This is a genomic window from Nocardia caishijiensis NBRC 108228 (assembly GCF_001612825.1).
In the GTDB taxonomy this organism is placed as follows: domain Bacteria; phylum Actinomycetota; class Actinomycetes; order Mycobacteriales; family Mycobacteriaceae; genus Nocardia; species Nocardia caishijiensis.
Window position 1 is genome coordinate 46,197 of sequence record NZ_BDBE01000054.1, and the last position, 23,556, is coordinate 69,752.

At 69.4% G+C, this 23,556-nt stretch carries 24 protein-coding genes; 15 read left to right on the forward strand and 9 right to left on the reverse strand.

The annotated features are described in order from the left end of the window. Positions 1-20: 20 nt before the first annotated feature. Entirely contained in the window at positions 21-344 is a 324-nt protein-coding gene (locus NC7_RS27485; RefSeq protein WP_157102195.1) for a hypothetical protein, read from the forward strand. Positions 345-347: 3 nt separating this feature from the next. Here the strand turns inward: NC7_RS27485 and NC7_RS27490 are convergent, their stop codons facing one another. Further along, positions 348-653 carry a hypothetical protein gene (locus NC7_RS27490; RefSeq protein WP_067988666.1) on the reverse strand — a complete coding sequence of 102 codons (306 nt, stop codon included), beginning with the start codon at positions 651-653 and terminating at the stop codon, positions 348-350. 252 nt (positions 654-905) lie between these two features. Continuing rightward, positions 906-2,069 carry a DoxX family protein gene (locus tag NC7_RS27495; protein WP_084458832.1) on the reverse strand — a complete coding sequence of 388 codons (1,164 nt, stop codon included), beginning with the start codon at positions 2,067-2,069 and terminating at the stop codon, positions 906-908. Between the two features lie 114 nt (positions 2,070-2,183). On the opposite strand from NC7_RS27495, the gene NC7_RS27500 reads away from it, so the two are divergent. Both NC7_RS27500 and NC7_RS27505 read left to right on the forward strand, forming a co-directional pair. Further along, positions 2,184-2,774, forward strand: a complete 591-nt coding sequence (locus NC7_RS27500; protein WP_067988668.1) for a class I SAM-dependent methyltransferase — start codon at positions 2,184-2,186, stop codon at positions 2,772-2,774. A 163-nt stretch (positions 2,775-2,937) separates the two neighbouring features. After that, positions 2,938-3,387: a hypothetical protein gene (locus NC7_RS27505; protein ID WP_067988669.1), complete on the forward strand. Its 450-nt coding sequence runs from the start codon at positions 2,938-2,940 to the stop codon at positions 3,385-3,387. A gap of 39 nt (positions 3,388-3,426) precedes the next feature. Here NC7_RS27505 and NC7_RS28770 read toward each other — a convergent pair whose 3' ends face one another. The 3 genes from NC7_RS28770 to NC7_RS27515 all read right to left on the reverse strand — a co-directional run bounded on the left by NC7_RS28770 (position 3,427) and on the right by NC7_RS27515 (position 5,801). Continuing rightward, a complete protein-coding gene (locus NC7_RS28770) occupies positions 3,427-3,624 on the reverse strand; it encodes a DUF1737 domain-containing protein (RefSeq protein WP_218017654.1) in 198 nt (65 codons plus the stop codon). Positions 3,625-3,638: 14 nt separating this feature from the next. After that, entirely contained in the window at positions 3,639-4,718 is a 1,080-nt protein-coding gene (ychF, locus tag NC7_RS27510) for a redox-regulated ATPase YchF (protein WP_067988672.1), read from the reverse strand. Between the two features lie 171 nt (positions 4,719-4,889). Continuing rightward, positions 4,890-5,801: a quinone oxidoreductase family protein gene (locus tag NC7_RS27515; RefSeq protein ID WP_067988673.1), complete on the reverse strand. Its 912-nt coding sequence runs from the start codon at positions 5,799-5,801 to the stop codon at positions 4,890-4,892. 316 nt (positions 5,802-6,117) lie between these two features. Between NC7_RS27515 and NC7_RS27520 the strand changes: the two genes are divergently transcribed. The 7 genes from NC7_RS27520 (at position 6,118) to yczE (ending at position 12,940) form a co-directional block, all read left to right on the forward strand. Continuing rightward, positions 6,118-6,960 (forward strand): AraC family transcriptional regulator, encoded by an 843-nt coding sequence (locus NC7_RS27520; RefSeq protein ID WP_067988675.1) that lies wholly within the window; start codon positions 6,118-6,120, stop codon positions 6,958-6,960. A gap of 4 nt (positions 6,961-6,964) precedes the next feature. Further along, entirely contained in the window at positions 6,965-7,375 is a 411-nt protein-coding gene (locus NC7_RS27525) for a VOC family protein (protein WP_067988677.1), read from the forward strand. A gap of 291 nt (positions 7,376-7,666) precedes the next feature. Next, positions 7,667-9,937 (forward strand): carbon starvation CstA family protein, encoded by a 2,271-nt coding sequence (locus NC7_RS27530; RefSeq protein WP_067988679.1) that lies wholly within the window; start codon positions 7,667-7,669, stop codon positions 9,935-9,937. Next, a complete protein-coding gene (locus NC7_RS27535; protein ID WP_084458834.1) occupies positions 9,934-10,182 on the forward strand; it encodes a YbdD/YjiX family protein in 249 nt (82 codons plus the stop codon). Before NC7_RS27530 ends, NC7_RS27535 begins: the two co-directional genes overlap by 4 nt. Before the next feature lie 55 nt (positions 10,183-10,237). Continuing rightward, complete coding sequence (locus tag NC7_RS27540; RefSeq protein ID WP_373861283.1) at positions 10,238-11,707, forward strand: AlkA N-terminal domain-containing protein; 1,470 nt, start codon at positions 10,238-10,240, stop codon at positions 11,705-11,707. Between the two features lie 25 nt (positions 11,708-11,732). Beyond that, on the forward strand, positions 11,733-12,257 hold the full coding sequence (locus tag NC7_RS27545; RefSeq protein WP_067988683.1) for a methylated-DNA--[protein]-cysteine S-methyltransferase: 525 nt from the start codon (positions 11,733-11,735) through the stop codon (positions 12,255-12,257). Positions 12,258-12,319: 62 nt separating this feature from the next. Further along, positions 12,320-12,940: a membrane protein YczE gene (gene yczE, locus NC7_RS27550; protein WP_067988687.1), complete on the forward strand. Its 621-nt coding sequence runs from the start codon at positions 12,320-12,322 to the stop codon at positions 12,938-12,940. A 21-nt stretch (positions 12,941-12,961) separates the two neighbouring features. Here the strand turns inward: yczE and NC7_RS29405 are convergent, their stop codons facing one another. The 3 genes from NC7_RS29405 to NC7_RS27560 form a co-directional block, all read right to left on the reverse strand. Continuing rightward, on the reverse strand, positions 12,962-13,123 hold the full coding sequence (locus NC7_RS29405) for a hypothetical protein (protein ID WP_157102196.1): 162 nt from the start codon (positions 13,121-13,123) through the stop codon (positions 12,962-12,964). A gap of 66 nt (positions 13,124-13,189) precedes the next feature. Then, a complete protein-coding gene (locus NC7_RS30360; RefSeq protein WP_236573468.1) occupies positions 13,190-16,849 on the reverse strand; it encodes an AAA family ATPase in 3,660 nt (1,219 codons plus the stop codon). Positions 16,850-16,862: 13 nt separating this feature from the next. Then, the gene (locus NC7_RS27560; protein ID WP_067988690.1) at positions 16,863-18,038 is read right to left on the reverse strand and encodes an exonuclease SbcCD subunit D; all 1,176 of its coding nucleotides are present in this window, start codon (positions 18,036-18,038) and stop codon (positions 16,863-16,865) included. Positions 18,039-18,160: 122 nt separating this feature from the next. Between NC7_RS27560 and NC7_RS27565 the strand changes: the two genes are divergently transcribed. Together NC7_RS27565 and NC7_RS27570 are read left to right on the forward strand one after the other, a co-directional pair. Beyond that, positions 18,161-19,309, forward strand: a complete 1,149-nt coding sequence (locus tag NC7_RS27565) for a DNA recombination protein RmuC (protein WP_067988692.1) — start codon at positions 18,161-18,163, stop codon at positions 19,307-19,309. Between the two features lie 51 nt (positions 19,310-19,360). Next, positions 19,361-20,182: a DUF6542 domain-containing protein gene (locus NC7_RS27570; protein WP_201449893.1), complete on the forward strand. Its 822-nt coding sequence runs from the start codon at positions 19,361-19,363 to the stop codon at positions 20,180-20,182. A 53-nt stretch (positions 20,183-20,235) separates the two neighbouring features. Here NC7_RS27570 and NC7_RS27575 read toward each other — a convergent pair whose 3' ends face one another. After that, entirely contained in the window at positions 20,236-21,237 is a 1,002-nt protein-coding gene (locus NC7_RS27575; RefSeq protein ID WP_067988696.1) for a 4-hydroxy-3-methylbut-2-enyl diphosphate reductase, read from the reverse strand. A gap of 116 nt (positions 21,238-21,353) precedes the next feature. On the opposite strand from NC7_RS27575, the gene NC7_RS27580 reads away from it, so the two are divergent. The 3 genes from NC7_RS27580 to NC7_RS27590 all read left to right on the forward strand — a co-directional run. Next, positions 21,354-21,950, forward strand: a complete 597-nt coding sequence (locus NC7_RS27580) for a lipid droplet-associated protein (RefSeq protein ID WP_067988698.1) — start codon at positions 21,354-21,356, stop codon at positions 21,948-21,950. Positions 21,951-22,034: 84 nt separating this feature from the next. Next, complete coding sequence (gene xseA, locus NC7_RS27585) at positions 22,035-23,309, forward strand: exodeoxyribonuclease VII large subunit (protein WP_067988700.1); 1,275 nt, start codon at positions 22,035-22,037, stop codon at positions 23,307-23,309. Next, the coding region (locus NC7_RS27590; RefSeq protein WP_373861284.1) for an exodeoxyribonuclease VII small subunit at positions 23,306-23,556 on the forward strand (251 nt) is incomplete at its 3' end. The genes xseA and NC7_RS27590, both read left to right, overlap by 4 nt.

The following is a 23,556-nucleotide window of genomic DNA, read 5'->3' on the forward strand; positions in this document are numbered from 1 at the left end:
GATTGGGTTAAGCTGCGGCCGTGGCCACGCAACGGACAGCGCGCCCAGGCTGGTTGGCCTGGGACAACTACTTCGTCGGCGTCGGCGGGCTCGTGCTCGGGCTGTGCTTCGGAACGTGCGCGGCGCTGATCGCCGGTCCCGGCCGCAACCTCGCCGCGATCATCCTCGTCGTCCTCGCCGCGCTCTGTGTGCTGCCCGCGTTGTTACGCGCGCTCGCCGAACTCAGCGTGTGGGTGCGGCTCGCGGTGCTGGCGGTCGGGTTCGCCCTGCTGCTGCCCGCGATCCTGGTGAGCCCCGATGTCCGCGACTGGGCCGCCGAGCGCTGGGAACGAGCCTGGAAGTAGTCGCTAGCGCAGGTTTCCCTGCGGCAGCGACAGCAGGAACCGCAGGGTGTTCTGCAGGAACTGCGACGACTGCCAGGCGAAGTAGCCGCCCGCGGCACCCGTGTCCGACGACCCCGCCGCCGAACCCGTGGCCAGGTGGGCCGACCCGGTGGCCGACCCCGTCGCCAGATCCGCCGACCCGCTCGCCGAACCCGAGCCGGGTAGCGCGGCCGCCTGACCGGCCGAACCGAGCACTCCGATCGTCACCGCCGCCGCGACGAGCGCGACTCGAACGGCATACGGCTTGGACGTTTCACGACCGGACAACATCTGATGAATCCCACTCTCCGAAAACGACTGCGAAAGCCCAGTATTCACACCTGAGCACGACACCAAACCCGATTTGCCGGGATTCCCCGATCTCCCGTGCGAGTTCCATGCTCCGCCATGCGGGATGCGGCGGACAGACCACGGATATCGGGGCAGGTATTTGTGGGGATCTCCAAGGTCTACCGGCTTGCGGCCCGATACGACAACCGCCGCACCGGCTGGATCCCGGTGCGGCGGTCGAGTTCAGTCGGGCTATCGGCGGGCCGAACGCTCACGGACGGCGGATGCCGTGGTGGACGTGGTCTTTTCGACGAGATCCGCGAGATCGGCCGCGGCGGCGGGGAGACGGCGCTTGCCGTTGGTCAGCTCCGAGCCGCGTTCGCGGGCCAGCTCGGCGGCGTACTTGCCGCGAAGCTTCGCTTCCTCGCCGCGTTCACGGGCGAGCTTGGCGGCGTACTTGCCGCGAATCTTGGCCTCCTCACCACGGTCTCGCGCGACCTCGGCCGCTCGCGCCCCACGATCACGGGCGACTTCGGCCGCCTCCGCACCGCGTTCCCGCGCGACTTCGGCCGCCTGCGAACCACGTTCGCGCGCGACCTCGGCCGCCTGCGTCCCACGGTCCTTGGCGATTTCCGCCCAGTGCGCGCCGCGTTCCTTGGCGACCTCGACCAGGTGCGAACCGCGTCCGCGCGCCTCGTCGGCCACCTCGGGTCCACGGTCGCGGGCCACCTCGGCGAGGTGGGCACCGCGTTCACGGGCGGCTTCGGCGATCTGCGGGCCACGCTCCCTGGCCAGTTCGGCCAGTTGCTCGCTGCGGGCGCGGGCCAGTTCCGCGAGCTGGGGGCCGCGTTCCTTGGCGACCTCGGCCAGTTGCGAACCGCGCGTCTTGGCGGCGTCGAGAACGACGACCCCTTCGTCGCGCACCTGCTCGGCCAGGCTCGGGCTGCGGTCGATCAGCTTGTGCGCGGCGCGGCGGCCGCGCCAGCCGAGCGACGGCTTGCCCTCGGTGTCGGCCGCCGCGATCAGCAGGCCGCCGAGCAGACCGAGGTCCTTGAGGAACCCCGCCCGCTTCACCGCCTTGCGATCGGGATCGGACTCCGACCAGAAGTCCTGTTCGGTGACAGTGCCGGGCACGACGGTGGCCGCGAGCAGGAACGCGGCGGGGCGGGGTGCGCGACCGCTCGCGAGCAGCAGACCGCCTGCCACCTGCACCATCGCATTGATCTGCACCATCTTGCCCGGGTCGTCGGGGACCTTGGCGGCCAGTGCGTCCGGCAGACTGTCGCGGCCCTTGTCGGCGAGGGCGGTGGCCGCCTCGGCACGTGGTTTCGGATTCATCAAACCGTTCACACCGGTGGCGATGAACGTCGTCCCCAGCAGTGTGCGGGCTATGCGGCGGACAGGCCTGATCGGCATCGTCGGGTCCCTTCGTCTGGCTTGTCGGTTCCTCGCTTCCCGCCTTACCCTGTCCCCCTCGGCACAAACGGACAACAGACCGTTCACCCTGTTTCGCGTTGCTACGGTCACAGGGTGGTAGACGACACCGTCCGCGCGGCCTACAGCGACCTGCACGAGCTCTACATCGAGGTCTGCGGCTTTCCCGCCGCCGTCGATCCCGTCGACTCCGGCTTCGTTCTCCGTCATCTCACCGAGGGTCCCGTTCTCGATCTCGGCTGCGGGCCGGGACACTTCACCCACATACTCACCGAGGCGGGGATCGCGGCCAGAGGCCTGGACATGGTCCCCGAATTCATCGAGCACGCTCGCGCGACCTACCCCGGCATCGCGTTCGACATCGGGTCGCTCCGCGCGGTCGACGCACCGGACGGGTCCGTCGCCGGTCTGCTCTCCTGGTTCTCCCTCATCCACCTGCCACCGGACCAACTCCCCGCCGCCCTCACGGAATTCCGACGAATCCTTCGCCCCGGCGGACGGCTCGTCGTCGGCTTCTTCACCGACGAGACCGCCGTCGAACCGTTTCCGCACAGGGTGACCACCGCTTACCGATGGCCCGTCGACATGTTCGCCGATGCCCTCACATCCGTGGGCTTCACCGAACTCGACAGGCTCACCTTCGCTTCCGACACGTCTCGCCCCTACGGAGCCCTGGCTGTCACATAACACTCGGCGGACACTCACCAGCCGGCCACGTTCTCTGGCCAGTACACCTTGGTGGCGAACACGAACCCCCGTGTTCAGCGCGAACCACCCTCAGGTCCGTATCCCCGATCGCTCCCACGACGTTGGATCGATGTACCCCCCGATCCCACCCGCAGGAGCCCCGATGCCGATCACGAAACTCGCGACGACCACCCTGTTCATCGCCGCCCTGACCGCCCTCGCCCCCACAGCGCACGCCACCAACGGCGTCGACGGCAGCATCACCAGCCCGGCCCCCGGCACCGTCACCCTCAGCTGGCAGGTCTACATCCCCGCGGGCAGGACCGCCGCGTGCGGCATGTCGGTCGAGAACAGCGCGAACACCACCGGCACCTACCGCGAATTCGACTACACCGCCATCGGCGGCTCCCTCAACCACCAGGGCCGCTGGGTCAGCGACTCCTTCCAAGCCCCCGCCCCCGCGGGCAGCACCGCCTACGGCAACGTCAACTGCACCATCCTCGACCCGACCACCGGCCAAGCCACCGTCGGCTACTGGCAGGGCTCGACCCGGGTCGAACTCCCGGTGAAAACGATCGTCCCGACGGTTCCCCCGAGCGGTGGAGTCGGCTGACCAACCGGGCCAACTCCGTCCATCACCCGCCGCCCGGCACTACGCCTCGAGTGCCGGAGTCGGCTCGTCCCGCGTCCACACAACCGCCTGAGCCACCACAACCCGCTCCCCGTCATGCGTCGCAGCGGGCCCACCGTGCAACTCGTAACCCAGATCCAGCGCCGCACTGACCCGCCGACAGAAACTCGAGTCGTCGGGCCCGGTCAGCAAGCGGTAGCGAGGTAAGCGTTCGTCCACAGGGCCTGTCAACGCTAGACGTTGAAGCGGAATTCCACGACGTCGCCGTCGGCCATGATGTAGTCCTTGCCTTCCATGCGGACCTTGCCCGCGGCTTTGGCGGCGGCCATGGAGCCCGCGTCGACCAGGTCGTCGAAGGCGACGATTTCGGCTTTGATGAAGCCGCGTTCGAAGTCGGTGTGGATGACGCCTGCGGCCTTGGGGGCGGTGTCGCCCTGGTGGATGGTCCAGGCTCGGGCTTCCTTGGGGCCTGCGGTGAGGTAGGTCTGCAGGCCGAGGGTGTGGAAACCGGCGCGGGCGAGGGCGTGCAGGCCGGGTTCGGTCTGGCCGATGGACTCGAGGAGCTCGAGGGCGGATTCGTCGTCGAGCTCGAGGAGTTCGGCTTCGACCTTGGCGTCGAGGAAGACGGCGTCGGCGGGGGCGACGGCGGCACGCAGTTCGGCCACCTTGGCCTCGTCGGTGAGGACGGATTCGTCGGCGTTGAAGACGTAGAGGAACGGCTTGACAGTGAGCAGCGACAGTTCACGCAGCAGGTCGGCGTCGATCTTCTTGCCCGCGGCGAACAGCGTGGTGCCCTCGTTGAGGAAACCCTCGGCCACCTTGGCGGCGTCGAGCAGCGGCTTGCGGTCCTTCTTGACGCGTGCTTCCTTCTCGAGGCGCGGGATGGCCTTCTCGAGGGTCTGCAGGTCGGCGAGGATGAGCTCGGTTTCGATGACCTCGATGTCGGCGGCGGCGTCGACCCGGCCGTCGACGTGGATCACGTCGTCGTCGGCGAACACCCGCACCACCTGGCAGATCGCGTCGGCCTCACGGATGTTGGCGAGGAACTTGTTGCCCAGGCCCGCGCCTTCGGAGGCGCCCTTCACGATGCCCGCGATGTCGACGAACGACACGACGGCGGGCACGATCCGCTCGGAGCCGAAGATCTTCGCGAGTTCGTCGAGCCGCTTGTCCGGCAGCGGGACCACGCCGACGTTGGGTTCGATGGTCGCGAAGGGGTAGTTCGCGGCCAGCACGTCGTTCTTGGTCAACGCGTTGAACAGGGTCGACTTTCCGACGTTGGGCAGGCCGACGATTCCGAGGGTGAGGCTCACAAGGACCAGAGTCTACGGGTCTGCCCTCACGCCGCGACCCCGCCCCGACAGACCTTGTCTCGCACGGACCTGGGTAACTCGTCGGGACGGGCTCACCTGCCCCATACGCTGCCGCCGGTAGCAATCTCCACGCACCTGAATCAGGCCGGAGTCGCGGGGAGGCGGAACAGCTCAGGGGACCAGGACGACCTTGCCCAGGTTGGCGCGCTGTTCGATGACGGCATGAGCGGCGGCCGCGTCGTCGAGGGGGAACTCGGCGTGCACGACGGGGTGCAGGAGTCCGGCCGCGTAGTGCTGCCACACCTCTTGGCGCAGGTCCTCGTAGCGGGCGGGGTCGCGCTGGGCGAGGCGGCCGATACGGAAACCGGTGAGGGTTTTGCCGCCCGCGAGCAGGTCCTCGGTGTCGAGGACGCCGCTGCTGCCGTAGGTGACGGCGCGACCACCCTCGGCCAGGCCGGTCAGGGCGGTGGCGAGGCCGCTGCCGCCGACGCCGTCGAGGGCGTAGTCGGCCTGCTTGCCGCAGTGCAGCTGGTCATAGACGAACACCTCGTCGGCGCCGAGTTCGCGGACGAAGTCGGCTTTGCCCTCGTCGGAGACCGCGGCGACCACCCAGCTCGCGCCGCGCACGCGGGCCAACTGGACCGCGAGGTGTCCGACACCGCCCGCGGCGGCGGTGACCAGCGCGGTCTCGCCCTCGCGCGGTGCGACGGTGTCGAGTGCGCCGAGGGCGACGAGCCCACTGCGCATCAGCGCGACGGCGTCGACGGCGGAGGCGCCGTCGGGGATCGCGGAGGCCTGGTCGACCGAGAGCAGCACGAACTCGGCGTAGGCGTCGGCGGCGCACACGCCGACCACGCGGTAGCCCTCGCTGTACCCGTCGACACCGTCACCGACGGCGACGACCTCACCGGCCACTTCGGCCCGCGACGGCTGCGCCTCGCTGATGCGCCGGATCGCCGACAGGGTGACCCCGATCGCCTCGACCCGAACCAGCAGCTCACCGGCACCGGGCACCGGCACCTCGGCCGCGACGACCTCGAGCACCCCCGGACCACTGCTGCGCTCGTACTGAACCCGCCGCATGACACCTCCTACAGATTTGGACGAAGGCGCAAGATTAACCGGCTGACCTCGCGTTTCCACACGCTCCGCACCCCCGAGTGCGATATCTCACCGCGCTGGCGACGGCGCGGAGAGCACCTTCTCGGTTCGGTTACCCGGCGACGAGCACCACGACACTCCTCCGCCTCTCCGCGATTCTGGCCTGATTCAGGTGCGTGGGGATTGTCGTGGGCGGCCGGCGGTGGCGGATAGGGTCAGGTGAGCCCGTGCCCGGTGAGTTACCCATGTGCTTGCGGGACAGGGTCGCAGCGCGGGTGGTCGGCGTAGCGTGGCGTTTATGGAGGCGACCACGGAGGTGGTGACCGCGGCGCCCGCGCCGGTCTTGGCGGCGTTCATCGACCGGTACGTGGGCTACCGCATGACGGGTTTCGAACCGGGCCTGCACCGTGGACTGCCTTCGCGACACATGACCTTCATCGTCGCCGTCGGTCCGACGATCGATGTCGTGGAGCAGACCGACCCGCGTCAAGCGCCGGGAAGTTATCGCTGTGTCCTCAGCGGATTGCAAGCCGCCCCGGCGATGATCGCGCACACCGGTTTTCAGGAAGGTGTCGCCATCGAGCTCACCCCGCTCGGCAGTCGCGTGCTGTTCGGGATGCCCGCGAGCGAGATGTGGGATGTGACCATCGAATGTTCGCAAGCTCAGCGGAATCTGGGCGATCAGCTCGCCGATGCCGTTCACGCGCAGCCTGATTGGCCGAACAGATTCGCCGCCTGCGACCGCGCGCTCACGGCAGCGGCTCGCACCGAATCAGTCCTCGGACCCGAATTGACCTGGGCGTGGCGCACTCTCGTGCACACAGGAGGAACTGCCCCGATCAGTCCCCTGGCCGCACGCATCGGTTGGAGCAGGCAGCATCTCACCCGCAAGTTCACCGCCGAATTCGGCGCAAGCCCGAAACTGGCCGCGCGCATCATCCGCTTCGAGCGGGCCCGCCGCATGCTGACCAGCACCCCCTCCTACGTTTCGATCGCCCAGATCGCCGCCACCTGCGGCTACTACGACCAGGCCCACCTGAATCGCGACTTCGCCGAACTTGCCGGGGTGGCCCCGACCGCCTGGCTGGCCGAGGAGATTCCATCCGTCCAAGACCCGGAAGCGGCCGAAGCACGAGGCTGAGAACATGACTACTTCCACCGAAACCCACAGCGCCGTCTGGCCGTGCCTGGCCTTCACCGACGCCCGCGCCATGATCGAATACCTCACCACCACCTTCGGTTTCGAGGCGACCGCCGTGTACGCCCGCGACGACGACCCGTCGATCGTCGAACACGGCGAACTGCGTTGGCCCGAAGGCGGCGGCATCATGTTCGGCTCCACCGGCCGCGACGACTCACCTTTCGGCACCCGCCCACCCGGCGTCGCCAACATCTACCTCGTCACCGACAACCCGGACGCCCTCCACACCCGCGCAACCACCGCAGGCGCCACCATCATCCGAGACCTCCGCGACGAGGACTACGGCTCCCGAGGCTTCAGCGCCCAAGACCCCGAAGGCAACCTCTGGAGCTTCGGCACCTACAAAGGCGAGTGACCACCCGCATATACCCCGCACGACCCGACCCCGAGGAGGGTCCGCCGCGCAGCGGCGGTTCGCGGCCGTCCCGACGATCAGGTGCCGTTGCGTACGCGACGAAGGAGCAAGCAACGGCACCTGATCGTCGGGACATCCGGGGCCGCGAACTCGAGCGCGCCAGCGCTCCAACAAACACTGAACAAAATTTCATTCTGGCCGCGACCGTGTGTGATCCTGTCCGGCGCGTCGCGCTGATCGGCTACGTTGTCGATGCTTCACGCTCTGCGCGGTGACAGGAGAGTTGAGTTCATGGTGACCCTCGACAAAGCGGCGAATATCGAATATCTGCGGACCGACCCGGACTTGCCTCCGGTCGGTGTCGTCGATCGCACGCCGATCACGCCTGCCAAGAAGGCCGTGTTCGCGGGGATCGGCGTGCTCGGCGCCGGTGCGTGGACGTACTTGGCGATAGCGCGCGGGGAATCCGTGAACGCGGTGTGGATCGTGATCGCGGCGGTGTGCACCTACATCATCGCGTACCGGTTCTATGCCCGGTTCATCGAATGGAAGGTGACCAAGCCGCGCGACGACGTGGCCACCCCGGCCGAGATCTACGACAACGGCAAAGACTTCATGCCGATGGATCGGCGGGTGCTCTACGGTCACCATTTCGCCGCCATCGCCGGTGCCGGTCCGCTGGTTGGGCCGGTGCTCGCGGCGCAGATGGGGTATCTGCCCGGCACCATCTGGATCGTGGTCGGCGTGGTCTTCGCCGGTGCGGTGCAGGATTACCTGGTGCTGTGGGCCTCGACCCGCAGGCGTGGCCGCAGCCTCGGCCAGATGGCGCGCGACGAACTCGGTGCCGTCGGTGGTGCCGCGGCGATCGTCGCGATCCTGGCCATCATGACGATCCTGCTCGCGGTGCTCGCGCTGGTCGTCGTGAACGCCCTCGGGGAGAGCCCGTGGGGCGTGTTCTCCATCGCAATGACCATCCCGATCGCGCTGTTCATGGGTGTGTACCTGCGGTATCTGCGTCCCGGCAAGGTCGGTGAGGTCTCCGCGATCGGCATCGTGTTGCTGCTGGCCGCCATCGTCGGCGGCGGTTGGGTGTCGGAAACCGACTGGGGCGCCGACTGGTTCACCCTGTCGAAGACCACCATCGCGTGGTGTCTGATCGCCTACGGTTTCTTCGCGTCGGTGCTGCCGGTGTGGTTGCTGCTCGCCCCGCGCGACTACCTGTCGACGTTCATGAAGGTCGGCACGATCGTGCTGCTCGCGGCGGGCATTCTCATCACCATGCCGGTGTTGAAGGCGCCCGCGGTGTCGGAGTTCGCCACCAGCGGCACGGGTCCGGCGTTCGCGGGCAGCTTGTTTCCGTTCCTGTTCATCACCATCGCCTGTGGTGCGCTGTCGGGTTTCCACGCGCTGGTGTCCTCGGGTACCACGCCGAAGCTGCTGGCCAAGGAGTCCAATGCCCGCATGATCGGCTACGGCGGCATGCTGATGGAGTCGTTCGTCGCGGTGATGGCCATCATCACCGCCTCGATCATCGACCAGCATCTGTACTTCGGCATGAACGCCTCGGCCGGGCTCACCGGCGGAACCCCGGAGAAGGCCGCGGCGTACACCAATTCGCTCGGCCTGGGCGGTGACCCCGCCACGCCCGCGCTGTTCGCCGACGCGGCGTCCGATGTCGGGGAGAACTCGATCATCTCGCGCACCGGTGGCGCCCCGACGCTTGCGGTCGGCATCTCCGAGGTCTTCCACAAGTTCCTCGGCGGCGAATCGATGAAGGCGTTCTGGTACCACTTCGCGATCATGTTCGAGGCGCTGTTCATCCTCACCACCATCGACGCGGGCACCCGCGTGGCGCGGTTCCTGGTGTCGGACGCGCTTGGCAACTTCGGTGGCGGCTTCAAGAAGTTCCGTGATCCGTCGTGGCGGGTCGGCGCGTGGGGCTGTTCGCTGCTCGTGGTCGCCGGGTGGGGTGGCGTGCTGTTGATGGGTGTGAACGACCCGTTCGGCGGCATCAACGCGCTCTACCCGCTGTTCGGTATCGCCAACCAGTTGTTGGCGGCGATCGCGCTGACGGTCGTGCTCACCATCCTCGTCAAGCGTGGGCAGTGGAAGTGGGCGTGGATTCCCGGCATTCCGCTGGTGTGGGACCTGATCGTCACCATGACCGCGTCCTGGCAGAAGATCTTCTCCGCCGATCCCAAGCTCGGTTACTGGAAGCAGCACAGCCTGTGCCAGGCCGCCAGGGACGCCGGGAAGGGCTGTCTGACGGCCAAGACCCCGGAACAGGTCGACATCGCGATCCGCAACACCTTCATCCAGGGCACGCTCTCGATCGTGTTCGCGGTGCTGGTGCTGATCGTGACGGTCGTCGGTGTGCTGGTGTGCGTGCGCGCGATCCGCACGGGTGAGGTGAGCAGCACCGAGTCCGAGGAGCAGCCGTCGAAGATCTTCTCCCCCAGCGGTTTCGTGGCGACGAAGGCGGAGAAGGACGTGCAGAAGGAGTGGGACGCGCTCATCGCCGAGGGCAAGGTGGCCGCGCCCGGATCGGCGCACGTGTCGTGAGTTCGGCCGGGGATACGGGCGGGCGGTCCATCGGATCGGCCGTCCGCGCCCTCGCGCAGCGCGCCTGGACGGGCGCGCGGGCGGTGGCCCGGTGGTACAGCGCGATCAATGGTGGCCAGGACTATCAGCGCTACGTCGACCACCTGCGGCGCGACCATCCGGACCGCCCGGTCCCGTCCGAACGCGACTACTGGCGCGAACGCTATGCCGAAGCCGAACGCAATCCCACCAACCGCTGCTGCTGAATAGGTGGCCGATTTCCGCTAGCACCGGGCTCGGCCCGCTGTCATCGTGGACAGTGTGACCATCACGGCTTTGGATTTCGAGCGCTGCTACCGGGCGGTGTCGACCCGCGATTCCCGTTTCGACGGACAGTTCTTCACCGCGGTCCGCACCACCGGCATCTACTGCCGCCCCTCCTGCCCGGCCATCACTCCCAAGCGCACCAACGTGTCGTTCCTGCCCACCGCCGCCGCGGCCCAGCAGGCGGGGTACCGGGCGTGCCGACGCTGCCTGCCCGATGCCGCACCCGGTTCACCGCTGTGGAATGTGCGCGCCGACCTGGCCGCCCGCGCCATGCGCCTGATCGGTGACGGGGTGATCGAGCGGGGTGGGGTGCCCGAACTCGCCGCGACACTCGGCTATTCGCCACGGCAACTGACCCGGGTGCTCACCACCGAACTGGGTGCCGGGCCGCTCGCGTTGGCCAGGGCGCACCGCGCGCACACCGCCCGGCTGCTGATCCAGACCACCGACATGCCGATGTCGGATATCGCGTTCGCGGCCGGGTTCGCCAGCATCCGCCAGTTCAACGACACCGTGCGCGAGGTGTTCGCGGTGAGCCCGACGACCATGCGCACCGAATCGCGCCGCTCCCCACGCAACGACGTCGAGGCCCCCGCCACACCGGGCCTGCTCACCCTGCGGCTGCCGTATCGCGAACCGCTCGACACCGGCTGGCTGGCCTGGTTCCTGTCGGCGCACACGGTGCCGGGCATGGAATCGTGGTCGGACGGGGTGTACACCCGCAGCCTGCGCACCCCACACGGGCACGCGACCATCGGGTTGTCGTTCCGGCCGGGACATGTGCGCGCCGAACTGGCGCTGCGGGACATGCGCGATCTGGCGCCGACGGTGGCCAGAGTGCGACACCTGCTCGATCTGGACGCCGACCCGCTCGGCATCGACGACGCGTTGGGGATCGACGACCGCTCCGGCCCGTTCACGCCGGGTATCCGGGTGCCGGGTTGCCTCGACGGGCCGGAACTGTTGTTGCGCACCATGATCGGTCAGCAGATCTCGGTGCGGGCCGCCGCCACCCACACCGCCCGGTTGGTCGAGGCGCTCGGCGAGCGCATCGACGGGCCGGTGCCACTGTTGTTCCCCACGCCCGTCGCCGTCGCCGAACACGGCGCCGAGGTACTGACCGGACCCAAGCGCCGCATCGCCGCCGTGGTCTCGGCCGCCCGCGCGATCGCCGACGGCGAACTCGTGCTGCACCCCGGCCGCACCACCGAGGACCTGCGCCGCGATCTACTGGCCCTCAACGGCGTCGGACCGTGGACCGCCGACTACGTCGCCATGCGGTCGTTGGCCGATCCCGACATCCTGCTCGCCACCGACCTGGTCGTGCGTCAAGGCGCGGCGCTGGCCGGGATCGACCTGGCCGACACCGAACGCTGGGCGCCCTGGCGCTCCTACCTGTCCATGCACCTGTGGAAGACGGCGCTCGCGCAGCGCGGAGCCGTTCCGCTGCCAACCTATTCCTGACCACTCCTGACGGAAGCGAGACATCATGACCATCGCCCGCGCCGATTTCGCCACGGTCGACACCCCTGTCGGACCGTTCACCACCCTCGTCGACGCCGACGGCGCGGTGCTCGCCTCGGGCTGGACCGCCGACGCCAGCGGTCTCGCCGGGCTCGTGCACCCGGGTCTGCGACCGGTCGAACTGCGGCGACAGGACACACTCGGCGAGGTCACCCGCGCCGTCATCGACTATCACGCGGGCGATCTCACCGTGATCGACACGGTGCCGGTGCGTCAGCGTTCGGGTGAATTCCTCACGCACGCTTGGGAAATCCTGCGGAAGGTGCCCGCGGGCGAACCGGTGACCTATACCGAGTTCGCCGGGCTCGCGGGTCGTCCGGCGGCCACCCGGGCGGCGGCCAATGCCTGTGCGCGCAATGCGGCCGCGCTGTTCGTGCCGTGCCATCGAGTGTTGCGGATCGGCGGGGCGCTCGGTGGATTCCGGTGGGGGCTCGAGGCGAAGCGGTGGTTGCTCACGCACGAGGGTGAGCCGCGCGCGCAGGTAACGTAAGCAGGCCAGCTTTTCACCATTGGCACTTCCATCGAGGTCCAGTAGCGCGGACCATGAGGGCCATGCTTACGCGTCGTCTGGTCGCCCTGTATGTGGGTCTGTGGTTGTACGGGACGTCCATGGCGGTGATGATCCGCGCCGGGCTCGGACTCGACCCGTGGGACGTCTTCCATCAGGGCGTCGCCGCCCACGTACCGATGAGTTTCGGGATGGTGACCGCGCTGACCGGCGTGGCGGTCCTGCTCGCGTGGATTCCACTGCGGCAGCGGCCGGGGCTCGGGACCATCAGCAATGTGGTGGTGATCGGCGTCGCGGTCGACGTCGGGCTCTGGCTCATTCCGGCAGCGGAAGAGCTGTGGCTGCGCGTCCTCGCCATGGTCGTCGCGGTGGTGGTGAACGCCGCAGCGACCGTTCTCTACATCGGCGCCGGAATGGGTCCAGGTCCTCGCGATGGACTGATGACTGGCCTGGTCGCGCGAACCGGGTGGTCGGTGTGGACGATACGCACCGGCATCGAGACGACGGTGCTGGTCACCGGCTGGTTGCTCGGCGGCAGTGTGGGAATCGGCACCGTCGTCTACGCCTTCGGCATCGGGCCACTGATCCAGCTGATGATCCCCTACCTCGACGGTCGGCTGCCCGGCTTCGACGCCGCACCCCGACCCGAACCCGTTCCCGCCTGAGACCCGAACTCGTCCTTGCGCTCAGCGCTCGTCGAGGAGTTGCGCGACGAGCGTCTCGGTGGTCCATCGCCGCCATTCCTGCGGCGTCCACCCGCGATCCGCGACCAGGAGCCGGTAGGTCTCCGGCGCGGTGAGCGCCAGGGCGATGTCGGCCGCGCGTCGCACCGACACCCCTTCGCGCAATGCGGCTTTCGTACCCAGCTCGGCGGCGACCGCACCGGACCTGACCCTGGTTCGTCAGCGAGGCGATCAGCCAACGGTGGTTTCGAGCCGGGAGCCGCTGCGGCCGCGTAGTACGTGGAGTCGGGTGGGGATGCGTTGACGCATTTCATCCACATGGCTGACAACGCCGACTACGCGGCCGCCCGCACGCAGTTCGTCGAGGACACCCATCACGGCGTCGAGGGTGTCGGCGTCGAGGCTGCCGAAACCCTCGTCGATGAACAGGGTGTCGAGGGTGACGCCCCCGGCCTCGGCGGCCACCACGTCGGCCAGGCCGAGCGCCAAAGCCAGTGACGCCATGAAGGTCTCGCCGCCGGAAAGGGTTTTCGCCGACCGGATAGCCCCGGTGTAGTCGTCGCGCACGTCGAGACCGAGACCGCCGCGCCGCCCACGCGGACCGGCTTTGTCCGAGTGGACGAATTCATAACGGCCGCCCGACATCCGGCGCAACCGCACCGACCCCGCCACCGCCACTTCCTCCAGCCGCGCGGCGAGCACATAGGACCGCAACGACATTCGCCGATTGTTCTCGCCACGACCGGCGACCACCTCGGCCAAACCGGCCAGCTCGTCGAATTCCCGCTGCTTGGGTGCGATTCGTTCCACCTCACCCCACAGCTGGGTACTCAGCTGTTCGAGTTGGGCCACGCGCTCGGCGGCGGCCGACTGCGCGGCGACCGCCGAGGTCAGCGCGGTCTGCGCCACCGCGAACCGCTGCTCCCACTCGACCGGATCGCCCGGAACCCGCTCGGCCACCGCCTGAATCCCCGGCTCGGCCAGCACCGCCTCGGCATGCGCCCGCGCCCGATCGGCGGCGGTGAGCTCGGCCTCTATCCCCGCCTGCTGTTCGGCGGTCCGAGCGGCGGCACCCACTACCTTGGCGTAGGCGGTGAGCACGGCGATGTCGTCGCGCGGCACGACCGGCTCGTCCGCAGGTTCCTCCTCGTCGTCCCGCTGCTCATCGAAAAGGTCGAAAAGCGTTGGCATCTCGCCGTCTACACGTTGTGGCTGCTTCGGTGAGCCGCGACCAGCCGCTGCGGCCGAGTCGCCACCTATGGTGACCTCGGCTGCACGGCGCCCACCCGGTTCTCCGGGAGCGGATGCCGTGTCGTCGCCGGAGCCGTCTCCCGCGAGCGAACCCACATGATCTGCGGCACCGGCATTCTCGGATGCGCCACCCACGCCGGACGCATCGCCGTGGCCAGCCTCAGCGTCACTATCGGGTGCTTCTGCGCCGTCGGAGACCTTGTACCCGGGCGAAATGTCGACGGCCGATCGTTCGTCGATCGTGGAACTCGTCGCATTCGACGCGGAACGCGTTGTTGTAGTTGCCTTATGGGGCGTGCGAGCCGGAGTTTTCGGTGCGGCCGACGAACGGTGTGCGACTGGACTATCGGACGGTGTGTCAACCTCTTGTGGAACGAATCCTGCTGTGATCGCCAGGTTTTCGACACGGGTGGCGATGCGGGTGACCGCCGTGCGGGCGGTCGATTCGGCGGTGCGGGCCTCGCGCAGAGTGGTGGCGGCGGTGATGAGGGATTCGAGGCGGGTGGCGCGGGCGTCGACGGAGGCGTCGGCGCCCGCGGCGGTACGCAGACGGTCGGTGAGTTCGTCGAGGCGGGTGCGGGTGGTGGCGATATTGGCGGTGACGGTGCCGAGGCGGGCGTCGAGGTCACGGGACTGCTCGTGCAGTGCCGACTCCTCGCCGCGCAGGGTTTCGAGGCGGGTGGTCAGCGCGGCCGCCTGCTCCGCCGTGTCGGTGGCGTCTTCGAAGCGGTGGGTGGCGGTGCGGACGGCGTCGGCGATGGTGACGGGATCGGCGGCGCCACCGCGAGCGGTGAGTGCTTCGATCTCGCGTTCCAGGGTGGCGATGTGCCCGACGACTCGGTCGCGGGCGGCCTCGGCGGCCTGCTCGGCGGCCACGGCGGCGTCTTCGGCGTCCTTCGACACCGCGTCGTCGGTCGGCTCGGCCGGTGCGGGGTGCTCGGCGGAACCACAGACCGTGCACGGCGCACCCTCCACGAGGGCGCCCGCGAGTTCGGCGGCCATCCCGGCCAGGCGACGTGAGCGCAGGTCGAGCACTCGCTCCCTGGCATCGAGGTGCGTCCGGCGGGCCGCGTCGAGCTCGGCCTGCGCCCGATCGGACGCCGGTCGCTTCGTGCTCAATTCGACCGCGGCGGCGGCGGCGTCCTGCCACTTCGACAGCTCGTTGCGCAGCCCGGGCAGCGCGGCCGCCGCGTCGGTCGCCTCCCGCAACTGCTCCTGCGCCGAGACGATCACCGCGGGCAGTTCCGCGCGCCTGCGCGCCAGCTCACCGGCCCGGCGCGTCAACCGTTCGGCTTCCGCCTCGTGCGCCGCGAGATCACTCGTCAGCTGCCGAGCGGTCACCGCCTCGGCCCGAACCTCCCCCAGCACCCCGATCAGCGCGTTCCACCGGCGGACGGCCCCGTCGAGGTCCCCGACGACATCCCGCACCGCGTCGCTCGCGACAACGGCCACGCGCGCACCGTCGGTGCCAGCCGAAGGCTGCCGACCGTGTGTGCCCGAGTGGGTCACCGAACGCGGGGGCTGCGCCCCGGCCATCCCTTCCTCATCGGTGATCACGGTCAGCAAATCGACGCCAGGCAGGTCGGCGGCGGCGTCGGCACGCAGTCGGGTGGCCAGTTCGGTGGCGGCGGCGCGGGTGGCACTCTCGGCGCGACGCAGGTCGCGCACGATCGTGCGGGCCTCGTCGATGGTCTGGACGACCGGCTCGGCGCGACGAGCCTGGTCGAGTTCACGTTCCAGCGCGGCGCGTCGTGGGGCGGCGGCGATGTAGGCCTCGAGTTCGGACCTCGCCGCCCGCATCCGGGCGTGGAGTTCGGTGATGCGGCGCTGCTCGTCGGCCTCGGCGCGGGCCGCGTCCGATTCCTTCTGACGCAGTTCGGTCTTCGCGAGCGCCTCGGCCGACTCGCGGCGGGCCGTGGTCAGCAGGTCCTGCGACCAGCTCACCACATCGGGGAGGCCGACAGATTCGGCGCCGCCGTACCCGGCCGCCATCCCCACCTTCGTGATGAGCCGGTCGATTCCCTGCCTGAGCTGGCCGAGGTCGGCTTCGGCGGTGCGCCTGCGGTCGGCCAGCCACCGCTCTGCGGTCCCGAAACGCTGTGTGTCGAAGAGCTTTTCCAGCAGCTTCTCGCGGTCTTCGTTCTCCGCCCGCAGAAACCGGGCGAAATCGCCCTGTGGGAGCAGCACGACCTGGAAGAACTGGTCGGCGCTCATACCGAGCAGCCGCAGCACCTCCTCACCGATATCGGTGATCCGCGACAGGTTCTCGCCGCTGCCGTCGAGCCAGGCGAGCGTGGCCTTGGGCTGGGAGACCCTGGTACCGGAACCATCGCGCTTGGGACGTTCGAACTCGGGCACGCGTGTCACCCGCAGCTTGCGCCCACCGAGTGTGGCTTCCAGGCTCACCTGGGGCGGGGTGAGGCGGTCGGCGTGGTCGGAGTGCAGGCGTTTGCTCTCCCCTCGCGCACCGGGCACCTTGCCGTAGAGCGCGAAGGCGATGGCGTCGAGGACGGTGGTCTTGCCCGCGCCGGTGTGCCCGTGCAGCAGGAACAGCCCGTCGGCGCCGAGCTCGTCGAAGTCGACCACCGTGGTGTCGGCGAAGGGGCCGAACGCGGTCATCTCCAGCCGGTGCAGTCTCACGCGGCTGCCCCTCTCACGCCGAGAGCTCCGCCGCGAGCGGTTCCCGGCTCGGCGGGTCGGGTTCGCTCACCGCGGCGGCCAATGCTCGTTCCACCCATGCCAATTCCCCCTCGGTCGGTTCCCCACGCACATCGGACAGAAAGCTCGCGGCCACCTCGGTGTCGCGACGGCCGTGCACCCGCTCGCGATATCGCAACTCCGGGTTGCCTTCCGGACGAACCCATTCCACGTGCACGGCGTGCGGAAACCGTTCGCGCAGTTTGCGCATGGGATCGACCGGTCGCGCGGTGTCGGTGAGCGTGGCCGACACGTAGTGCTCCACCGCGCCGAGATGGTCGTCGGCGGTGAGCAACTCGTCGAGCGTTCCGGTGAGCCTGCTCAGCCCGCGCACCAGCGGCAGCTCGTGCCTGCGCACGTCGGCCAGTCCCGTCTCGTCCAGGTCCACGATCCACACCGCCTTGCGATGCGAGCTCTCACCGAACGAATACGGCAGCGGAGAACCGCTGTAGCGCACCGACTCCGACAAGGTCTGCGGCGAATGCAGATGCCCGAGCGCCACGTAGTCGATGCCGTCGAACGCCGACATCGACACGGTCTCCACCCCACCGACCGAAATGGACCGCTCCGACCCGGTGGCCGCCCCACCGACGACGAACGCGTGCGCGAGCACCACCGACCGGGCACCCGGTCGCCCCGCCAGATCGGCGTTGATCCGTGCCATCGCCGCCTGCAGGATCTCCTCGTGCGAGCGCGCCTGCGGCACACCGAGTTCGGCGCGGGTGATCTCCGGTTCGAGGTAGGGGATGCCGTAGAACACCACCTCGCCGTGGCTGTCGGCGAGGCGGACGGGCTGGTCGACCTCGGCGACCCGTGTGCACAGGTGCAGGCCACCCGCCGCCGCGAAGCTCGCGCCCGCTCCGAGGCGCGCGGGCGAATCGTGGTTGCCCGAGGTGGCGATGATCCTCGCCCCGGCGGCCCGGATCGCCTCGAAGCCGCGATTGCACACCGCGATCGCGTCGGCGCCGGGAATGGAGCGGTCGTAGATGTCGCCGGGAACCACCACCACGTCGACGGATTCGGCGGCGACCAGGTCGGCGACGGCCGTCAGTGCGCGCGCCTGATCCGACAGCAGGTCGACACCGTGGAAGGTGCGCCCGATGTGCCAATCGGAGGTGTGCAGGATCCGCATGCCGCGAACCGTAGGCCAGGGCACCGACAGAATTCAATCGACGCACTACAACGGTGTCATTTCGGCGACGCGGTTGCCCGGGGATCGCGAGTTTGTCGGTGCCCTCGGGCAGTATCGCCGCCATGACCGCTTCGATGCTCGTCGCGCTCGTCCTTGTTTTCGCCGCAGGCCTCGGTCTCGGCTGGTTGGGCCATGCGGCCCGCGGCGGGAAACGCGCCGCGGTCGCCGAGGCCCGGCTCGCCGCCGCCGAGGACAATCAGCGGTTGCTCCAGCAGTCACTGCGTGCGGCGAACGAGGATGCCGCACGCAGACATTCGGCCGCAGTGGGCGCTCTGGTCGACCCGTTGCGCGACGCGGTCGGGGCGCTCGAACAGCAGATCCGGCAGGTCGAGCACCATCGCATCGACGCCTATTCCGGTCTGCGCGAACAGGTCGCCGGCATGCAGCGCACCTCGCATCGGCTCTCCGATCAGACCGGGCAGCTCGTCGCCGCGCTGCGCGCACCGCAGGTGCGTGGGCGCTGGGGTGAGATCCAGCTCGAACGGGTCGTGGAGCTGGCAGGCATGACGAGGCACTGCGATTTCGACACCCAGGTCACCCGAGCGGGCGGCGACGACCGGGGTGCGGTGCGCCCTGATCTGGTCGTGCGGCTGGCCGGTGGCAGACACATCGTCGTCGACGCGAAGGTCCCCTTCACCGCCTACCTGGACGCCGCGACCAGCGAGGACCCCGGCGAGCGCACCCGGCTGCTCACCCGGCACGCCAAACAACTGCGTGCCCACGTCGACCAGCTGGCCGACAAGGCGTACTGGGCGGCCTTCGATCCGGCGCCGGAGTTCGTGGTGCTGTTCGTGCCCGGCGACCCGTTCCTCGACGCCGCCCTGACCACCGACGCCGAGCTGCTCGAGTACGCGTTCGGCCGCAACGTGATCCTCGCGACGCCGACCACACTCATCGCCCTGCTGCGCACCGTCGCCTTCAGCTGGCGTCAAGAGGCCCTGTCCCGCGATATGGCAACCGTGCAGCAATTGGGCAAGGAGCTCTACACCCGTGTCGGCAAGGTCGCCGATCACCTCGACACACTCGGCGGGAATCTCGGTAAGGCCGTAGCGGCTTTCAACGCGGCGGTCGGCTCGATGGAGTCGCGGGTCCTGGTCACCGCGCGGCGGATGCACGATCTCGGCATCGCCGATCAGGAGCTCCCGGCAATCCGGCTCGCCGAGACCCGGCCCCGGGTGGTTGCCTTCGCCGACGCCGAGGATCGCCGCTGACTTCTCCGTGCCGCGACCGCAACACCGTCGTCATGCGGTTAGTGTCATAGGGTGGCTGCTTCCCAACGTGCGCGACCCCGGGTGCCCGCGCCGCAACGTTCGATCATGCCCTCGGTGCCCGGCATCGCCGCCTGGGCGGCGATCGCGCTCGCCGTCGGCGCGACGACGCTCGGCCTGCTGATCGATGCGCTGGGCGGGGAGGACATGCCGACCACCACGTTCTCGGTGTTCTATGTACTCGGATGTGTGCTCGCTGTCTGCGCGGTGCGCGCGCGCGGCTTGTTCTCCACGATGGTGCTGCCGCCGCTGCTGCTGTTCGTCGCGGTTCCGCTGGCCTGCCTGCTGCTCGGCGGCCGCACGTCGACGTCCATCAAGGACATCCTGATCAACCTGGTGATCCCGCTGGTCGAGCGCTTTCCGACGATGGCACTTGCCACCGTGCTCGTCGCGGTGATCGGCGGTGCCCGCATCGCCCTCGCCAAGCGCGCTCCCGCCACCGCGCGCCCGGCACCCGCGCAACGCCGGACCGCCCGCAAGTCCGCGAGCCGTCGCCCCGAACCGGCGGCGCGGAATCTGGCCGAGGCCGCGCGCAAACGGCCGAGGCGGACCGCCGTCCTTGACGACCCCGACACCGAGGTGGACCTGTCGAGCCCGGCCCGTCGACCGGCCCGCAACGCCGAAGCCAAGCGCGCACCCGCCGCCGCACGCACCCGCGAACCGCGCACGCCACGCGCGGCGACCGCCCGCGAACCCGAACCGGCCCGCACGAGTCGCAGGCGCGGCGAGGCACCACCGCACCCGCAGCCGAATGTGCGCTACCGCGACCGCGCGGATTCGGCCCGGACCGAACGCCGCCGTCCCGACAGCCTCTGAACACCCGAAATCCCCGCCGCGATCCGAGGACTCGGCGGGGATTTCGGCGTTTGTCAGCGACGCGCGGGGCGCAGCTCGCGCGGCAGGGCGAACACCAGGGTCTCGTTGGCCGTCGTCACCGGCCGCACCTCGCCGAAGCCGTGCTCGGCGAGCAGATCGAGCACACCGGTCACGAGGATCTCCGGCACCGACGCACCGGAGGTGACGCCGACGGTGCGCACACCCTCGAGCCAGGTCGGCTCGATCTCGCGGGCGTAGTCGACCAGATGCGCCGCCCGCGCACCCGCCCCGAGCGCCACCTCGACCAGTCGCACCGAGTTGGAGGAGTTGCGCGAACCGACCACGATCACCAGGTCGCACTCGGGTGCCATCGCCTTCACCGCGGTCTGCCGGTTGGACGTGGCGTAGCAGATGTCGTCGCTCGGCGGGTCCTGCAGCGTCGGGAACCGCTGACGCAGCCGCTCGACAGTCTCCATCGTCTCGTCGACCGACAGCGTGGTCTGCGACAACCAGATCACCTTCGCCGGATCGCGCACCGTCACCCGGTCCACCGAGTCGGGGCCGTCGACGAGCTGCACATGCTGGGGCGCCTCCCCGGCGGTGCCTTCGACTTCCTCGTGCCCCTCGTGCCCGATCAACAGGATGTCGTAGTCGTCGCGGGCGAAGCGCTTGGCCTCCTGGTGCACCTTCGTGACCAGCGGGCAGGTGGCGTCGATGGTGCGCAGGTTGCGTTCGGCGGCGGTCTCGTGGACGGTCGGCGCGACGCCGTGCGCGGAGAACACGACGAGCGCGCCCTCGGGTACCTCGTCGGTTTCGTCGACGAAGATCACCCCGCGCTCGCGTAAGGTCTCGACCACGTGCCGGTTGTGCACGATCTCCTTGCGCACGTAGATCGGTGCGCCGTGTTTCTCCAGGGCCTTCTCGACCGTCTCGACAGCACGATCGACGCCTGCGCAATAGCCGCGCGGCTCGGCCAGCAGCACGCGCTTGGCACCGGCGTCCGCCGCGCTCGCCGAGCGCGTGATACCGACGTTCAAGGGGATTGCCGAGGTCATACCGCACAGCTTACGTGCGTGGACGCGGGGCCGTTCCGGGCGGGGAGAAGGGGCATAGATCACATCAGGGTGGTCGGGATCTTTGCATCACAGCCGCTTTGCGGCAGGCTGGGACCATGTTTCGACCTCCGTTTCTGGCCCGGGTCGCCGCCGGCGCCGCCGTATACGCCTTAGAAGAGACCCGGCGGCTTCCCGTCGCCGCGGTCCAATTCCCGATCACCGCGATCAGTCGCGTGCTGCAGACGACCATGCACGTGCAGCAGTTCGTCACCAGCCTCGCGCTCAAGGGTGACGCCGTCTTCGAGCGACTCGGCTCGCAGCCGCAGGACCAGCCGGAGTGGGCGATCTTCGATGAGGATCTCCCGCCCGCGCCGGTGACCAACGGTCACGCCAGCAAGTTCGACCTGTTCGCCGAGGACGCTCCCCGCGCCGAGACCAACGGGCGGGCCGTGCCCGCGTCGCTGCTGGTGCTCGAGACCGAGAACGAGGTCGTCGAGCCAGCCACCGAGGCAGCGCCCGAAGAGGTCGAGGCACCCGAGGTCGCCGTCCGCTACGACTACCCGTCGATGACGCTGGCCCAGCTGCGCGCCCGCCTGCGCATGCTCAGCGTCGAGGAGCTCGGCCAGCTGCTGGCCTTCGAGCAGCAGACTCGCGCCCGCGCGCCGTTCGTCACCATGCTCACCAACCGCATCGCCACCGTGCAGGCCAAGTAGCGCGTACCGCCGTCGAGGCGGCCGTGATCCCTCGGGGTGCGGCCGCCTTTTTTGTTTGTCGGTGTCCTCCCGTAGAACTGACGTATGACTCAGGAGCCCACCGCGCCCGCACCGGCGAATTCGGCCGAGCAGCCGTATCCCGTGCGTTCGGTGGCGATCAAGGTCGCCCAGTGGATCGAGCGGCTGGGCAGCATCTGGGTGGAGGGGCAGGTCACCCAGATCAATCTGCGTCCCGGTACGCGCACCGCCTTCCTTGTCCTGCGCGACACCTCGGTCGACATGTCGTTGTCGATCACCTGCGACCCGGATCTGCTGCGCCGCCTGCCGGTTCCGCTCACCGAGGGCAGCCGCGTCGTGGTCTACGGCAAGCTGCAGTTCTTCACCGGCCGCGGCACCATCTCGTTGCGGGTCACCGAGATCCGCGCGGTCGGCATCGGTGAACTGCTGGCCAGGATCGAACGGCTCAAGGCCTTGCTCACCGCGGAGGGCCTGTTCGACCCGCGGCTCAAGCGGCCGCTGCCGTTCCTGCCCGCGTCGGTGGGGCTCATCACCGGGCGGGCGAGCGCGGCCGAGCGTGATGTGCTCAGTGTCGCCCAGCAGCGTTGGCCCGCAGTGCGTTTCGTCATCCGCAATACGGCGGTGCAGGGGCCGAGCGCGGTGCCGCAGATGCTGGAGGCGTTACGCGAACTCGACGGCGACGTGGACGTCATCGTGATCGCGCGCGGCGGCGGCAGCACCGAAGACCTGCTGCCCTTCTCCGACGAGGCCCTGTGCCGGGCCGTCGCGGCGGCGCGGACCCCGGTGGTCAGCGCGATCGGCCACGAACCCGACAACCCGCTGCTCGACCTGGTCGCCGACCTGCGCGCGGCCACCCCGACCGATGCCGCCAAACGCATCGTCCCCGACGCCGCCGCCGAGCTGGCGGGAGTGCGCGAGATGCGGGCCCGCTCGGCGGCAGCGCTGCGCGGGTGGGTGCAGCGCGAGGCGAATGCCCTGCGGCAAACGCGCTCGCGGCCGGTGCTGGCCGACCCGCTGCGCGAGCTCGCGCACCGGCACGACGAGGTGGAACGATCACGCACCGCCGCGCGCCGCTGCATCGACCACACGCTGCGCACCGAGGCGACCAGGGCCACGCATCTGCGCGAGAAGCTCACGGCGGTCGGCCCGGCCGCCACCCTGGCCCGTGGCTACGCTGTCGTGCAGCGCGTAGCCGGGCCCGAACGCCACGTCGTGCGGGAGATCGACGACGCACCCGCGGGCAGTCAGCTGCGGATCCGCGTCGGGGACGGCGCGATCACCGCCGCCGCCCTCGGCACCACCCGCCTGACCCCGCAGACCACCGACGAGAAGAGGAAGTGACCGTGGCCGACGCCGGTTCCGAAACCACCGACACCCTGGCCGAGATCGCGACCTTCGGCTACGAACGCGCCCGCGACGAACTCGTCAACGTGGTGAAGATGCTCGAACAGGGCGGCCTCGACCTCGACGACTCGCTGGCGCTGTGGGAGCGCGGGGAAGCCTTGGCCAACCGCTGCGAACAGCACCTCGCAGGTGCCCGCAAGCGTGTCGAGGACGCTCTCTCGCGCGCCGACTTGGACGCCGACGA